The sequence below is a fragment of the Streptomyces sp. NPDC091412 genome (genome assembly GCF_044756885.1).
In the GTDB taxonomy this organism is placed as follows: domain Bacteria; phylum Actinomycetota; class Actinomycetes; order Streptomycetales; family Streptomycetaceae; genus Streptomyces.
In genome coordinates this window covers 536,473-552,233 of sequence record NZ_JBIVTV010000005.1, presented here as the reverse complement: position 1 = coordinate 552,233, position 15,761 = coordinate 536,473, and the positions used below count along the sequence as shown (strand labels likewise).

Genomic DNA, 15,761 nt, shown 5'->3' with positions numbered 1-15,761 from the left:
GTCAGGCCATGGGCGGCGGGCGGAACGGACGGCCTCCGGAGGGCTGGGCCATGCGCGTTCGGCGAGCGGGTTTCGGGACGTCACGAGGTGTCGCGCGGGCCCGGCCACACGTCGCCTCACCTTTCGGTGATCGCGGCGAGCCATGCCGTGTCCTCCGGGCCCGGTGCTTCGGGGCCGGGCGTGGGCAGCCGGCGGAGCTCGCCCGTGCGCAGGGCGACCGTGGCCCGTGGCCGCATCGGTCCGTCGCCCCTGCGGGAGAGCAGGACGAGTTCCCAGACCGTCGCCGTCATGGCGTCGAGCCGGGTGGCGCAGTCGGCGGTGACTCGCCGGGGGTCCCGGGTCCGGCCCAGGGACAGATGGGGGGTGAAGTCCTTGGCGGGCCCACGGCAGCGCGGGAACCGCTGCCGCAGTGCGTGGTACAGGTCCGCCCACGGCGCCTCGCCGGCTGCCGTCGGGTCGAGCCACACGGTGAAGTACGCCCTGTGCCGGAAGGTGCGCACCCCGTCCAGCCGGACGGTGAAGACCGGCGCCGCGGCCGTCGCCGCGGCGAGCAGCGGGGCCGCCCGCGCGAAGTCGGACTCCGGTACGAAGCCGTAGAGCACATTGACGTGCGGCGGCCACCGGTGGATCTGCGGATCGTAATCCCGGCGGATGTCCTGGACCGGCGGCCACAGTTCCGCGGGCGGGATCCAGGCCACCGCCGTGCGGGCCGTCGGGAACACGTCGAGGACACCGACGGGCTCGCCGCTGCCGGAGGTCGCGTCGAAGCCCGGGACCGTTCGCGGGTCCCGCACCCGGCCGGCGCCGGACGCGTCGACGCGGTCCACGCCCGTGGACCGGTCCCAGACCACCTCGTCGTCCGCCTCGATGAACACCACCCGGTGCCAGGGGATGTCGCCCCCGGGCACGAAGGAAGGCAGCGGGACGCGTGCGACGCCGTCCCCGCGCAGGCTGATCCCCAGCACGAACCGGGACGGGTCGAACCGGGGGTCCCAGCGGACCCGGTGATAGATCTCGTCGCTGGTTCGCATCACGCCTCCTCTCCCGCCCTACACCCTCTCCTCCTCCAGGGTGCCGCCCGGGACGAGGCGGTACTCGGTGCGGCTGGTCAGGACGGAGCCCGGGCGCAGGACCGTGCTCGGGTACTCCGGTCGGTTCGGCGAGTCGGGCAGGTGCTGGGTCTCCAGGCAGACGGCCGCGTATCGCTCGTGGCGGTGGCCCGCCGCGTCCTTGAGCGTCCCGTCGAGCTGGTTGCCGGTGTACACCTGGAGGCCCGGTTCGGTGGTCCAGACCTCCATGGCCCGCCCGCTCTCCGGATCCTCGAGGCGGGCCGCACGCCGCAGGGCCGACCCGTCCGAGGGCGGGCGCAGCACCCAGCAGTGGTCGTAGCCGCCGGCCGCCCGCAGTTGCGGGTCGGGATCGTGCAGGCGGGCGCCGATGGCGTGCGCGCGGGTGAAGTCGAAGGGGGTGCCGGCCGTCGCCGCGCTGGGCCCGTACGGGATGGCTTCGCCGGACAGTGGCAGGTAACGGTCCGCGTCCAGCTGGAGCATGTGGTCGGCCACCGTGCCGGCACCCGACAGGTTGAAGTAGGCGTGGTTGGTGAGGTTGACGACGGTCGGCCGGTCGGTGACGGCCCGGTAGTCCAGCGCCAGGGTTCCCCGGGCGTCGAGGACGTAGGTGGCCGTGACGTCCAGTGTTCCGGGGAAACCCATGTCGCCGTCGGGGCTGCGCAGCGTGAGGCGTACCCCCGCGCGGTCGTCGCCCAGCACGGGCGAGGCCGCCCAGATCCGCCGGTCGAAGCCGTCCGGGCCGCCGTGCAGGGCGTGGCCCCGGTCGTTCACCGGCACCTGGTGTGCCCGGCCGTCCAGGGTGAAGCGGCCGTCGGCGATCCGGTTGGCGTACCGCCCCACCAGGGCCCCCAGGTACGGGCTCGGGCCGGCGTAGTCCTCGGTGCCGGTCAGTGACAGGACGACCGAGCGTGCGACTCCGTCACGGTCCGGCACCTCCAGGGCGTGCAGGATGCCGCCGTAGGTGAGCACCTCGGCGCGCACGCCGCGGCCGGAGTCGAGGTGCCAGCGTTCCACCGGTGTGCCGTCGGGCGTGGTGCCGAAGGGGGAGCAGCGCGGGGCGGGTCCGGGCATGGAGGTCCTCGGGAAGGGGGGTGGCGGGCCGGTTCAGCGGTGGCGGCCCAGGGTGGACTCGCGTACCACCAGGTCGTGGCCCGGTCGCAGCCGGCGCGGCTCTCCGTCGGCCGAGCCGGTCAGCCGCGAGATGACGCAGCCGACGGCCTGGCGGGCGATGGCCTGCTTGTCGGGGGAGACGGTGGTCAGGGTGATCGCCCCGAAGCGGCCCTCCTCGATGTCGTCGAACCCGACCACCGCGACGTCCTGCGGGACGCGCAGCCCGCGCTCGCCGAGCACCCTCATGGCGCCGATCGCCTGGAGGTCGTTGTAGGCGAAGACCGCGTCGGGCCGCACTCCGCGGTCCAACAGGACGGTCATGGCCTGCGCGCCGTCCGCCCGGCCGTAGCCGTCGGTGGGGGCCACCAGAGAGTCGTCGTGCGGCAGCCCGGCCGCGGCCAGCTCCTCCCGCCACCCCTGGAGGCGCAGGTGGGCGGGCTGCCGGGCGCTCTCCGCCCGCGCGCCGAGGAAGGCGATCCGCTGCCGTCCCATCCCCACCAGGTGGCGGACCGCGCTGCGCGCGGCGGCGACGTTGTCGATCGCGATGTGGTCGTAGGGGGCGTCGTACTCCCGCTCGCCGAGCAGCACCAACGGTGATGTGTCGGTGCGGCCGCGCAGGTCCTGGTTCTCCAGCTCGATCGGGGAGAGGATCAAACCGTCGATCACATGGGTCCGGAACCCCTGGCAGACGAGCATCTCCTTCTCCCGCATGCCGGCGGTGTGGTCGAGGAGCACGGTGTAGTGGTGGCGGGCCGCGGCGTCGATGACCGCGCTGGCCAGCTCGGCGAAGTACGGGTTGCCGAGTTCGGGTACGGCCAGCGCGATGATCCCGGTGCGGCCCTTGCGCAGGTGGCGCGCGGTGAGATTGGGTCGGTAGCCGAGTTCGTCGATCGCCTGTTGCACCCGGGCCCGCATGGCCGGGGTGACGTGCGGATAGTCGTTGACGACGTTCGAGACGGTCTTGATGGACACTCCCGCTCGCAGCGCGACGTCTTTGAGGCTGACGCCCACGGCGTTCCCTCCTTGTCGGGCCGGGCGCAGGACTGCGACGGTCCTGCGGCACGGCGTCTGTCATCAGGTGCGGCGTGCCCGCGCCAGGTACCGCTGGGCCACGACCACCACGATGAGGAAGCCGCCGCTGACCACGGACTGATAGGACGAATTGAGCGAGCCTATCTGGTTGATCAGATTCTGGATGACCGCGAGCAGCAGCACTCCCCAGAGGGTGCCGCTCACCGAGCCGGCGCCGCCGATCAGCAGGGTGCCGCCGATGACCACCGCGGCGATGGCGTCCAGCTCCATGCCCACGCCGATGATCGTCACTCCGGAGGAGAGCCGGGCGGCGTTGAGCGCTCCGGCGAACCCGGCGAGCAGACCGCTGAGCAGGTAGACCAGGACCCGTGTGCGGGCCACCGGCAGCCCCATCAGGGTCGCGGCGTCGGCACTGCCGCCCACCGCGAACAGCGACTGGCCGAACGAGGTGCGCTGCAACACCGCCCCGCCCGCGGCGAACAGGGCCAGCGCGATGAGCACCGGATACCCGAAGCCGCCCACCGCCCCCTGGCCGAGTTCGGCGAAGGCCGAGCCCCGGGGCACCAGATAGGTGGTGGCGCCCTCGTGGGTGAGGGCGAGCAGCAGGCCGCGGGCCCCCAGCAGGGTGGCCAGGGTGACGATGAAGGGGGCCATGCCGGCCCGTGCGATCAGCAGCCCGTTGAGTGTGCCGATCGCCCCGCAGACGGCCAGCGGCAGCAGCAGCGCGGCCCAGAGACCGTACTGCGAGGCCCAGGCGGCCAGCACGCCGCCGAGCGCGAACACCGATCCGACCGAGAGGTCGATGCCGCCGGTGATGATCACCAGCGTCATGCCCAGGGCGACGACGGCGATGAAGGACGCCTGTACGGCGATGTTCTGGGCGTTGTCGAGTGTGCCGAAGGACGGGAAGACGAACGAGGAGACGAGGACGACCGCCACCAGGACGGCGAGGGCGCCGTGCCGTTGCAGGAGCGTCGTGATCCGCTCCTGGCCGGCGGTGGGGGAGGGGGACGCCGCCGTCGGACGGAGGGCGGCCGACAGCTGCCGGGGGATGGTGAGTGACTTCATCGGGACCTGCGCTCCCGGGCGACGTAGACGGCGACGAGGATGATGGCGGCCTGGGCGATCTGCGCGGTGGAGTCCGGCAGATCGTGCTTGACCAGGGTGGCCCGCAGCAGCTGCATCAGCAGTGCGCCGGTGACGGTGCCCAGCACCCGTACCGAGCCGCCGGTCAGCGGCGTGCCGCCGACCACCACCGCGGTGATCGCGGACAGCTCCATGAGGTTGCCGAGCGCGGAGGGGTCACTGGCGGTCAGCCGGGCGGTGGCCAGCACGCCGGCGAGCGCCGCGAGGACGCCGCACAGCACGTAGACGCCGATCAGGACCCGCTTGACCGGCAGTCCGGCGAGTCCGGCGGCGGCCCGGTTGCCGCCCACCGCGACCAGTTGCCGGCCGAAGGTGGTGCGGTGCACGACGCCGGCCACCGCCAGTGCCAGGACGCCCGCGGTCAGTACCACCACGGGGATGCCCAGCACCTCCCCGCTGCCCAGCGCCAGCAGGTCCGGGTTGACGATCTGCTTGAGCTGCCCGTCGGCCATCACCAGGGCCAGTCCCCGGCCTCCGACGAACAGGGCGAGGGTGGCCACGATGGGTTGCAGGCCCACCACGGCGACCAGGGTGCCGTTGACCGCGCCCACGACGACCCCGGCCACCAGCGCCACGAGCAGCGCCGGAACCAGACCGTAGCCGAGATAGAGGGGCAGCACGGCGGCGGCCAGCGCCATCGTGGACCCCACCGACAGATCCACGCCCTCGGTGCCGATGACCAGCGCCATGCCGAGCGCCACGATGACGACCGGGGAGACCTGCACCAGCTGGGTCCGCAGGTTGGCGACCGTCAGGAAGTGGTCGGTGAACGCGGCGTTGAAGGCGAGCAGCACCAACACCGCGGTATAGACGCCGTACTTCTGGAACCAGGCCGGTGCGGCGAGCCGCACCGCGCTCCGTCCCAGTGCCGGCGACAGCTGGGTCATTCCTGCTCCTTGTCCGTGTGCGGCGGTGTGCGCGGCGGTGTGTGCGGCGCCGCGGCAGCGGGCTCGGAGGTGTGGGCGGCCAGCATGTCCAGCAGTTCGGGCTCGCTGACCAGGTCGCCGGCCAGTTCACCGGCCACCGTGCCGCCGCGCAGCACCACCAGCCGGTCCGCGCCCTCCACCAGCTCCTCGACGTCGGAGGAGATCAGCAGCACCGCCAGTCCCTCCTGCGCCAGTTCGTCGATGAGGGCCTGCACCTCGGCCTTGGCGCCGACGTCGATCCCGCGGGTGGGCTCGTCCAGCAGCAGGACTTTGGGCTCCAGGCAGAGCCAGCGTGCCAGCAGCACCTTCTGCTGATTGCCGCCGGAGAGCTCCTCGACCTTCTGCTCGGGGCCGGCCGCCTTGATCCGCAGCCGCTTCATGAAGATCTCGACGATGCGGTCCTGCCGCTTGCGGGAGACGACACCGGCCCGGGACAGACGGGGCATGGCGGCCAGGACGATGTTCTCCCGCACCGACAGACCGGGCACGATCCCCTCGGCCTTGCGGTCCTCGGAGAGCAGGCTGATACCGGCCCGGATCGCCGCGGCGGGAGACGGGCGGCGCAGCTCTCCGCCCGCCACCGAGACCGTGCCGGAGTCCAGCGGCAGCGCACCGACCAGGGCCTTCGCGGTCTCGGTACGGCCGGAACCCAGCAGTCCGCCCAGGCCCAGAACCTCCCCCGGACGCAGTTCCAGCGACACCTCGTCGAGCAGATGACGGCGGCTCAGCCTCTCGGCGGTGAGCACCGGTTCACGGGCGGCGTCGTGAGCGGCGCCGAAGCCGGTGACGCCGTGCCGTCGGACCTCGGCGACCTCCCGGCCGAGCATCATCGAGACCAACTGCATACGGTCCAGATCCGCGAGGGCGCCGGTGTGCACCAGCCGCCCGTCGCGGAGCACGGTGACCCGGTCGCAGATGCGGTACAGCTCGTCCATCCGGTGGCTGACGTAGAGGACGGCGATGTCCCGGCTGTGCAGGTCCTCGATGACCCGGAACAGCGTCTCCACCTCGCGCGGCTCCAGCGCGGAGGTCGGCTCGTCCATCACCACCACCCGGGCCCGCACCGAGACGGCCCGTGCCAGTGCCACCATCTGCTGGGTGCCCACGCCCAGGGTGTTCAGGGGACGGCGCACATCGGCCGTGACCCCGAAGCCGGCCAGCAGCTCGGCCGCCTCCCGGTGCATCCGGGGGAAGTCGATCAGGCGCAGGCGGTTCTTGGGCTCGCGGCCCAGGAAGATGTTCCGCGCCACGCTCATCATCGGGACGAGGTTGACCTCCTGGTAGATGGTCGAGACGCCCGCCTGCTGCGCCTCGTGCGGCCGGGCGAACGAGACCGGCTGCCCGCCCAGGCGCAGCTCCCCGGTGTCGGGGCGGTGCACTCCGGTGAGCACCTTGACCAGCGTGGACTTGCCGGCGCCGTTCTCGCCGACCAGGGCGTGGATCTCACCGCGGCGCAGCGTCAGGGAGACGTCGTCGAGCGCCACCACGCCGGCGAAGCGTTTGCCGACGCCGACGGCCTCCAGCACCGTCGGTGGCGCGGCGCCGTCCGCGTCCGGATGCGGTGCGGCGACAGCCGCTTCGGGGGGTGCCATGGGGTCAGGCCTTCCGTCGGTCGGTCAGCGGGGAGCGGGCCGCCCGGTCAGGGGCGGCCCGGGCGGCCCGGGGGCGGCTCAGTAGGCTCCGGACAGGGAGTCCTTGGCGTTGGACGCGTCGTAGGCGCGGTCGGAGATGATCACGTTCTCCGGGATGGACTCGCCGGCGAAGAACTTCTGCGCGGTGTCGAAGGCCAGCGGGCCGAACCGGGGGTTGGACTCGATCACCCCGTTGTACTGGCCGTCGGCCAGGGCCTGCACCGCGTTGCGGGTGCCGTCGATGGAGACGATCTTGACGTCCTTGCCGGGCTTCTTGCCGGCTCCCTTGAGGGCGGTGACGGCGCCCAGGCCCATCTCGTCGTTCTCCGCGTACACGGCGGTGATGTCCGGCTTGGACTGGATCAGCTGCTCCATCACCTGCTGGCCCTTGTCGCGGGCGAACTCACCGGTCTGCTGGGCCACGATCTCCAGACCCGGGGCCTTGGCCTTGAGCTGGTCGACGAAGCCCTTGGTGCGGTCGGTGGTGACGTTGTTCCCGGACGAGCCCAGCAGGATCGCGACCTTCCCCTTGCCGCCGGTCACCTGGATCATCGCGTCCGCGGCCCGCTTGCCCTGCTCGACGAAGTCCGAGCCGAGGAAGGCCACATAGTCCTTGCAGGCGGTGGCGTTGAGCTTGCGGTCGACGGTGATCACGGGCACGTGCTTGGCCGCGGCGGCCTGGAGCGCCGGTTCCAGGCCGTCGGAGTTCAGCGGCGCCACGATCAGCAGTTGCGCGCCCTGGGCCAGCATGTCCTTGATGTCGCTGATCTGCTTCGACAGTTGGGACTGGGCGTTGGTGGTGAGCAGCTTCTTGACGCCCAGTTTGGCGGCCTCGTCCTTGATGGATCGGGTCTCGGCGATCCGGAAGGGGTTGGCCTCCTTCTCGGACTGCGAGAAGCCGACGACCGCGTTCTTCAGGTCGATCTTGGTGGCGCCGTAGGCCTCCAGGGTGCAGCCCGATCCCGAGGAGTCGGCGGACGGCGACTGCACCACCTGGGCGCCCTGGCTGGTGTCGGAGGAGGCCGTGCCGCTGCCCTCCTCCTTGGAGCAGCCGGCGGCGAGGGCCGCGGCGGCAGCGAGGCAGACGGCGGCCACGAGACGGGATCTGCGAGGGCTGGTCATGGTCGTTGCACTCCTTGCGTGGTGGGGCGACTGCTGTGTCACGGCGAGGTCGACGGCGTCGTCCGGATCGCCGAAGGGGCACCGAAGGGGCCACAGGGTGGGAATGCGGCGTCGCACACGTTCTCGGCAGGGGCAGGGGCAGGGGCAGGGGCAGGGGCAGGGGCAGGGGCAGGTCAGCGGCTAGGCCGGGTCAGGGCCAGGGAGGGGGCCGGGAGGCCCCCGGGGTGGACCGGGGGCCTCCCGCCCGCGTCACCGCCTGGTGGGTGCGGCGGGTTCGTGGGCGGCCAGCGAAGCCACCTCGGCCCCGCTCAGGGCGCGGTCGTAGGCGTGGACGTCGGCGATCGCACCGGTCCAGTGGTCGACCGGACCGCCGTTGTACTTGCCGCGGCCGATCACCAGGTTTCCGGTGGGCACCTCTCCGTTGCAGGCGCGGGTGGAGCCCGCCTCGGTGCCGTCCACGTAGATCCGCAGCGCCCCGTCCCGGTGGCTGTAACTGCCGACCAGGTGGTACCACGTGCCGGCCTGCGGCTCACCGATGCTGTTCGCGAGCGCCCGGGCGCCGGAGAAGCTGAACGCGAACCGCTTGTCGGCCTGGGAGTACTGGAGGTAGAAGACGCTGCTCCTGTCGCCGTCGATGGACACCGCGGTGCTGAAGTGGCCCTTGTCGTCCAGCCGGACCCAGGCGGCCACCGAGTAGTCGCCCTTCTCGGTGTCCAGGACGGGCGCGCCGGCGTCGACGTAACCGGTCGTGCCGTCCAGTCGCAGCGCGCCGCCGTTCGGCCCGGAGGTCCAGGTCGCACCGCCCTTGAGGGTGCCGTCGTGTCCGCCGGCGACGTCGGTGGCCACCGTGCCGGTCTGCTGGTGCAGCGGCCACCAGGACACTCCGGCCGGTCCCGGGGTGCCCGGCGGGACGTTCACCCCGCCCGCGGCGGAGCCCGCCGCGATGACCTGCTGGTTGATCTCCCGCACCGGGCCGGGGAGCACCTTGACCACCTTGCGGTCGTAGGTGAGCAGGCCGTTGAGTTCGCCCTCCACGTCCGTGACCTGGGTGTAGACCGAGCCGGAGAGCCCGCAGGAGGCACGCTGGATCAGCTTCCTGGTGTTCTCCACGTATGCCTTGGTCAGCTCCTCGGTGCTGGTGGCGGCGTCACCGTAGTCCTGACCGCCGGCGGTCCCCAGGATGTGGCCCGGAACGACGTACGAGTAGCCGCCGTGCTCTCCGTCGACGGACGCCCGGGTGGCGTCGGGGGCGGGGTTCGCCGGGCCGTGGTAGTCGTGGAAGTCAATGATGTCGCCTCGCCCCGAATCACCCTTGGAGGCACAGCAGTTGACCCCGGAGTGGGCATCGACGAGACGGGACGGGTCCTGCTTCTTGACCGCGTCCGCGAGCTCACCGGTGGCGGCCTTGCTCCATTCGCCCCAGCCCTCGTTCATCATGGTCCACATGACGATCGACGGGCTGCTGATGTGCTGGTCGACGATCGTGTGCACCTGGTCGATGAAGGTCTGGGTCTCCGGTGTGCCCGCCGCCGCCGTCATACGGCTCGGCATGTCCTGCCACACCATCAGACCGAGCCGGTCGGCCCAGTAGTACCAGCGGGCCGGCTCCACCTTGATGTGCTTGCGTACCGCGTTGAAGCCGAGCTTCTTGTGCTCCACCAGGTCGTACTTCAGGGCCTCGTCGGTCGGCGCGGTGTACAGGCCGTCCGGCCAGAACCCCTGGTCCAGGGTGGCCATCACGAAAGTGGGTTTCCCGTTGAGCACGATCTTGTTGACGCCGCCGACCGGGGCGACCTCGATCGACCGCATGCCGAAGTAGGAGCCGACCTCGTCCTTTCCGGCACGTCCGCCGTCCAGGGTCACCTTGAGGTTGTACAGGTACGGGTCGTCCGGGCTCCACAGGTGCGGCTTGCTGATCGGGATGCGCAGCGCGGTACCGGACCGGCCGGTGACCGATCCCACGGCCTTGTTGCCGGCGTAGGCGGTGGCGGTGACCTTCGCCGTCGGGGCGGTGCCGGCGGCGGGGCGCACGGTGACGGAGAGCGAGTTGTCCGCCAGGTCCGGGGTGAGCACCAGCGAGTCGACGCTCGCCGCGGCGACGGGCTCCATCCAGACGGTCTGCCAGATGCCGGAGGTCGGGGTGTACCAGATGCCGCTCGGGTCGGTGGACTGCTTGCCGAGCGCGTACTTGTCGTTCGTGGTGTCCTTGACCTTCACCAGCAGGGTCTGCTGCCCGCGTCCGGTGAGCGCGTCGGTCACGTCGGCGCCGAACTCCTCGTAGCCGCCCAGGTGGTGGGCGACCTGCCTGCCGTTGACGTAGACCCAGGCTTCGTGGTCCACCGCGCCGAAGTTCAGCCGCAGCCGGTTGCCCGATCCCACCTTCCAGCCGTTCGGCACGGTGAAGGTGCGCTGGTACAGCGACCAGTCGTGGTGCTTGGCGACGCCGGACAGGGCCGACTCCATCGGATACGGCACCAGGATCTTCCCGGTGAGCTTCCCGGTGGGCAGCGCGGCGTCCTGCTGGGTGGCCTGGAACTGCCAGGTGCCGTTGAGGTTCTGCCAGTCCTTGCGGGTCAGCTGCGGCCGCGGGTACTCGGGCAGGGCGTTGTCGGCGGAGACGTCCTTGGCCCACTTGGTGGCGAAGTACCAGGTGGAGTTGTTCTGCGCCACCACGGAGAAGGGTCCGAGGTCGCCGTGGGCGGTGGTGATGGCGCCCTTGCCGTCGTAGCTGATCCGCACGTCGGCGTTGAGGGAGACGGGAGTGTCGTCCTTGCCCGGGGTGACCAGGAGCCTGGAGGCGTTCTTGGGATCCCTGGCCACGGTGGGGGACCAGAGGGTGCCTCCGGAGACCACCGCGAGATGCTTGGCCGCGTCGGCCGGAACGGCCTTCACGGCGGAGGGCAGTTCGATCGTGGCGGCACGTCCGGTCGTGGCGACGGTGCCCTTGGCGTCGGCGGGGGCGAAGCCGGCCGGCAGGCGCAGCGCCGAGTCGGGGATCGGCTGCCGGGAGAAGCCCGGCCCCGACCACTCGGTGTGCAGGTAGGCCCCGCCGTTGCCCTGGTTGTAGTCGACCGCGAGGTCGTGCGGACCGGCCGTCAGGGTGATCGCCTCGGAGGTCGTCTGGACGTCCCAGTCGGTGGTCCAGTGGTCGATCACACCGGCCCCGTCGAGGGACATCCGGAAACCGTTGTCGCCCTTGATGTAGAAGGTGTAGACGCCGTCCGTGGGCACCTGGAGCCGGCCCGTCCAGCGCACCGCGACGTTGTCCGTGGTCCCGGCGTAGGCGCGCAGCGTGGGCAGCAGGTCGTCGACGTAGAGGGAGTTGTCGATCCGGGTGCCGGTGTACGACGCGAAGTCCAGCGCCGTGGTGCTGGACATCCGGTAGTAGTCACCTCGCAGGCCGAGGTCGGCGGCCCCGGCGGAGGGAGGGGACGCCGCAGCGGGTGCGGCACTCACCTGGGCCGGGACCAGCAACGCGGCTCCCAGCAGCAGTGGCAGCAACGCAGCGAGTCGGCCGAGGAAGGGTATTCGGAGTCTGCCTGGGCTCATGCTCACCCTTTCCGTAACGGAAATTGTCCACGCCTGAACCTGCGCCGAAGGAGACGCTCGCGCCGCGCGGCACAGCGGGAAACACCGTGGGAAGCGCAGCGGACGCGTCTTGTATAACGTTGGAAAAGTCGGCGCGGGAGCATGAAAGCAGGGCCCTCGCAACCCTGTCCAGACCCCGGACCCCAACCGATGCGAACCGACACGGCCCCGGTTGGAAGACCTCCAAGTCAGCGGCGAGCAGGCGCCGTTCGAGGTCTGGACACGACCGCTCGCGCATGCTGTCATTCCTGTCGGCGGCAGTCTCTCCAACGTTATAAGGCGCGCTGACGCCGCGTCCGCACAGCGTCGCCGGCCGGTCCGCACGCGCCGGCCGTCACCCCCCTACCACGACCGCCGCCGGCCGGCGGTCCCCTCGTCGTCCCACCGCCCTGTCCCACCTCCGGCAGTTAAGGAAGGACGTCCGCATGGAACGTCGCGCGTTCCTCAACCGCTCACTGGCCGTCGTCGGTGGCGCAGCGCTGGCCGGAACGGCGGGTCTGCCCGCGCAGGCGGCCGCGCCCCGGCCGCCGGTGCGTCTGGTCGGCCCCACCCGCGCTGCCGCCCGATACCCGGCCAACCGGGCCCCGTTGCGGCAGGAGCCCTTTCTGCGGCTTCCCCCGGGCAGCGTCACCCCCAAGGGCTGGCTGCGCGAACAGCTCGACCTCCAGCTGAACGGCCTCAACGGGCGCCTGCCGGAGGTCTCCGACTACCTCTCCCCGGCCACCAGCGGCTGGGCCGTGCCCGACAGGGACGGCTGGGAGGAACTGCCGTACTGGCTGCGCGGCTTCGGCGACCTCGGCTACGTCACCGGCGACGCCAGGACGCTGGAGCTGACCCGCGCCTGGATCGACCGCATCCTGGCCACCCGGCAGCCGGACGGCTTCTTCGGCCCGTCCGCGCTGCGTACGGCGCTGGGCGGCGGCCCGGACTTCTGGCCGTACATGCCGGTGCTGGACGCCTTGCGCACCTGGCACGAGTACAGCGGCGACGACCGGGTCGTCCCGGCGCTGCGGGGGTGGCTGAAGTACCTCGATACGCAGCCTGCCGAACTGTTCGGACAGGGCTGGGGCTCCGCCCGCTGCGGCGACACCATCGACACGGCCTACTGGCTGTACAACCGCACCGGCGACTCCTGGTTGCTGGACCTGGTGCACAGGATCCACGCCAACAGCGCCGACTACACCACCGCGATACCCACCTGGCACAACGTCAACCTGGCCCAGGGCTTCCGCGAACCGGCCCAGTACGGCGTTCTGGCCGGCGACCCGTCCTTCCGTGACGCCACCTACCGCGTCTACGACACCGTGATGCGCCGGTACGGGCAGTTCCCCGGCGGCGGCTTCGCCGGGGACGAGAACGCCCGCAGCGGCTTCCACGATCCCCGCCAGGGCTTCGAGACCTGCGGCATCGTCGAGTACATGCACAGCCATCAACTGCTCACCCGCATCACCGGCGACGCGGTGTGGGCCGATCGCTGCGAGGAGCTGGCGCTGAACCTGCTGCCGGCCGCGCTCGACCCGCTGCACAAGGGCATCCACTACGCGACCTCCGCCAACGGCATCCAGCTCGACAACGTCCCGAAGTCACATGGCCAGTTCGACAACCGCTTCGCCATGCAGGCGTACATGCCCGGCATCCACCAGTACCGCTGCTGCCCGCACAACTACGGCATGGGCTGGCCCTACTACGCCGAGGAACTCTGGCTGGCCAGTGCCGACGGCGGCCTGTGCGCCTCGCTGTACGCGGAGTCCTCGGTGCGCGCCGACGTCGCCGACGGCACCACGGTCTCCATCGCCGAACGCACCGACTACCCGTTCGGCGAGACCGTCACCTTCACCCTGTCCGCACCCCGGACGGTGCGCTTCCCGCTCTACCTGCGCGTGCCGGGCTGGTGCCAGGCCCCCACGGTGCTGGTGAACGGCCGCCCCGCGCAGGCCCGCGGCAGCGGCGGATACCTGGTGCTGGACCGCCCCTGGCAGCACCGCGACACCGTGGAACTGCGCCTGCCCATGCGCACCACCGTGCGCACCTGGGGCGCGAACCGCGACTCGGTCTCCGTCGACCACGGTCCGCTGACCTACTCCCTCCGGATCGAGGAGGAGTGGACGCGGTTCGCCGGTACCGAGGACTGGCCCGAGTACGAGGTGCGCCCGGCCTCGCCGTGGAACTACGCCCTGGTACTGGACGAGAAGGACCCCGCCCGCTCCTTCACCCCGGAGCGCACCCGCGCCCACGCCGCCAACCCGTTCACGCACACCGGCACCCCCGTCCGTATGCAGGCCAAGGCGCGCCGTGTCCCCGCCTGGCAGGCCGACGACCAGGACGTGGCGGCGCCGCTCCAGCAGAGCCCGGCGCGCTCCACCGAGCCGGTCGAGCACATCACGCTGATCCCGTCCGCCGCCGCGCGGCTGCGCATCACCGCCTTTCCCACGGCGGGATCGGGCCGGCGGGCGAGCGAATGGGTCGCCTGCACCGCGTCCTTCAGCGGCGTGGACAGCCCCCAGGCCCTGATCATCAACGCCACGGCCGGGCCCGCGGACTCCTTCGACCAGTCCATACCCCGCTTCACCTGGTGGGACCGGACCGGCACGGAGGAGTGGGTGCGGTACGAGTACGCCGAGCCGGTCCGCACGAGCGGGGTGTCGGTGTACTGGTACGACGACACCGGCCACGGCGCCTGCCGGGTACCGCAGTCCTGGCAGTTGGAGTACCGGTCACCCGCGGGTGTCTGGCAGCCGGTGAGCGGCGCCTCGGCGTACGGCACGGCCACCGACACGTTCAACCACGTCTCCTACGAGCCGGTGACCGTCACCGCCCTGCGCCTGCGCGTGCGACTGCGGACCGGCGTCTCCGGTGGCGTGCTGGCCTGGCGGGTCCGGCTTTCGTGAGGCAGCGGCCCGGGCGGTGACGGCGGCGGCCGGACTGAGGTCTCCGCCGGCGACCGTCTCCCTGAACGTTCGTGCGGGCACGAAGTGTTCGCGGCTTTCCGGAGGTCTTCGCCGGTCACGACCCGATGGCCACGCTCCGCAGGACCCGACGCGGCTGGATCGGCAAACAGGCTGCTTCAGCGGGCCGTCGCGAACGTGCCGTGCGCCCAGTCGGCGAAGCCGGTCCAGGGGATCTCCGGGTGAGCGGCGTGCAGTGCGGGGATGTCGACGCGGTAGCCGGGTCCGTTCAGGAACGTCCACATCGCGTGCATGTCCGGGTTGGCGACCGCCGCCAAAGGCGCTTGCTCATGGCGGACCTCCCGTCCCAGTGCCGCGCCGAGCGCGGCCGCCATCTGCGTGGGTGTGGGCGCGTCGCTTGCCAGCTCGATGCGCTGCCCGGCGTAGCGGGCGGGGTCGAGCAGCACTTCCGCCGCGAACGCTCCGAGGTCGGGGCGGGCGAGCTGCTGCAACGGCCGGTCGGGCGGCAGCGGCAGGTCGAGGACGCCGCCGAGGACGCGGTCCGCTCCGCCGAGAGCGTTGTCGAAGAAGTACGTCGGCCCCAGGATCGTATGAGGCACGTCGCCTGCGGCCAGTTCGGCTTCGATGCGTGCCTTGCTCTCGAAGTGCGGCACCCCGCTCTCCTGGTCGGCACCGGCGACCGAGCTGAACACGAGATGCGGCACGCCCGCCTCCTCGGCGGCAGCCAGGATGGCCCGTCCCTGGCCCACCTCCGCCTCGACGCCGGCCTCGAAGGGGGTGGTGAACGCGAAGACGCCCGCCACCCCGCTCATCGCGGCGGCGAGCGATCCGCGATCGTTCAAGGATCCCGCCACCACCTCGACACCCCGGTCGGCCAGTTCCCGCGCCGCTTTCCGCGCGGGGTCGCGCACCAGCGCGCGGACCCGGGCCCGGCGGCCCAGCAGGGCGTCGGCAACAGCCCTGCCCTGTCCTCCGGTTGCCGCAAGCACCAAGACCGGCTCTTCGACCATCGAGGAGTTCCCTTCCGTGTGGGGGGACGCGGCAACGGATCGCCGGCGCCGCCCCCACGGTAACCATCCGTCCCGCCGGACACGCCCGGCGTCACGCCCCTTGATCCGCCTGCGTCGGCGCAGCGCTCGCGGGACCGGTCATCACCTCCTCTCGGAATCTGAAAATCAGATCACTCAAACCGGAAACATCTGTTCGACAGATTTTCGGGTCCGCCCCAGG

Annotated in this window: 10 protein-coding genes; 1 reads left to right on the top strand and 9 read right to left on the bottom strand. The window is 71.5% G+C overall.

What is annotated here, in order from left to right; translation table 11 throughout:
• Nucleotides 1–116 precede the first annotated feature (116 nt).
• The 8 genes from ACIQMV_RS17055 to ACIQMV_RS17020 all read right to left on the bottom strand — a co-directional run bounded on the left by ACIQMV_RS17055 (nucleotide 117) and on the right by ACIQMV_RS17020 (nucleotide 11,586).
• Entirely contained in the window at nucleotides 117–1,031 is a 915-nt protein-coding gene (locus ACIQMV_RS17055; protein ID WP_402593498.1) for an RNA repair domain-containing protein, read from the bottom strand.
• An 18-nt stretch (nucleotides 1,032–1,049) separates the two neighbouring features.
• On the bottom strand, nucleotides 1,050–2,141 hold the full coding sequence (locus tag ACIQMV_RS17050) for an aldose epimerase family protein (RefSeq protein ID WP_402593496.1): 1,092 nt from the start codon (nucleotides 2,139–2,141) through the stop codon (nucleotides 1,050–1,052).
• Between the two features lie 33 nt (nucleotides 2,142–2,174).
• Nucleotides 2,175–3,191 carry a LacI family DNA-binding transcriptional regulator gene (locus ACIQMV_RS17045; protein WP_141356578.1) on the bottom strand — a complete coding sequence of 339 codons (1,017 nt, stop codon included), beginning with the start codon at nucleotides 3,189–3,191 and terminating at the stop codon, nucleotides 2,175–2,177.
• A 63-nt stretch (nucleotides 3,192–3,254) separates the two neighbouring features.
• Nucleotides 3,255–4,280 carry an ABC transporter permease gene (locus ACIQMV_RS17040; RefSeq protein WP_402593494.1) on the bottom strand — a complete coding sequence of 342 codons (1,026 nt, stop codon included), beginning with the start codon at nucleotides 4,278–4,280 and terminating at the stop codon, nucleotides 3,255–3,257.
• Nucleotides 4,277–5,245, bottom strand: a complete 969-nt coding sequence (locus ACIQMV_RS17035; RefSeq protein WP_402593492.1) for an ABC transporter permease — start codon at nucleotides 5,243–5,245, stop codon at nucleotides 4,277–4,279. The genes ACIQMV_RS17040 and ACIQMV_RS17035 overlap by 4 nt, the downstream gene beginning before the upstream one ends.
• Nucleotides 5,242–6,876, bottom strand: a complete 1,635-nt coding sequence (locus ACIQMV_RS17030) for a sugar ABC transporter ATP-binding protein (RefSeq protein WP_402593490.1) — start codon at nucleotides 6,874–6,876, stop codon at nucleotides 5,242–5,244. Before ACIQMV_RS17030 ends, ACIQMV_RS17035 begins: the two co-directional genes overlap by 4 nt.
• Nucleotides 6,877–6,954: 78 nt before the next feature.
• On the bottom strand, nucleotides 6,955–8,037 hold the full coding sequence (locus ACIQMV_RS17025; protein ID WP_402593488.1) for an ABC transporter substrate-binding protein: 1,083 nt from the start codon (nucleotides 8,035–8,037) through the stop codon (nucleotides 6,955–6,957).
• Between the two features lie 249 nt (nucleotides 8,038–8,286).
• A complete protein-coding gene (locus ACIQMV_RS17020) occupies nucleotides 8,287–11,586 on the bottom strand; it encodes a LamG-like jellyroll fold domain-containing protein (RefSeq protein ID WP_402593486.1) in 3,300 nt (1,099 codons plus the stop codon).
• Between the two features lie 464 nt (nucleotides 11,587–12,050).
• On the opposite strand from ACIQMV_RS17020, the gene ACIQMV_RS17015 reads away from it, so the two are divergent.
• Nucleotides 12,051–14,513: a beta-L-arabinofuranosidase domain-containing protein gene (locus ACIQMV_RS17015; protein WP_402593484.1), complete on the top strand. Its 2,463-nt coding sequence runs from the start codon at nucleotides 12,051–12,053 to the stop codon at nucleotides 14,511–14,513.
• A 176-nt stretch (nucleotides 14,514–14,689) separates the two neighbouring features.
• Here the strand turns inward: ACIQMV_RS17015 and ACIQMV_RS17010 are convergent, their stop codons facing one another.
• A complete protein-coding gene (locus ACIQMV_RS17010; RefSeq protein ID WP_402593481.1) occupies nucleotides 14,690–15,541 on the bottom strand; it encodes an NmrA/HSCARG family protein in 852 nt (283 codons plus the stop codon).
• Nucleotides 15,542–15,761: the final 220 nt, after the last annotated feature.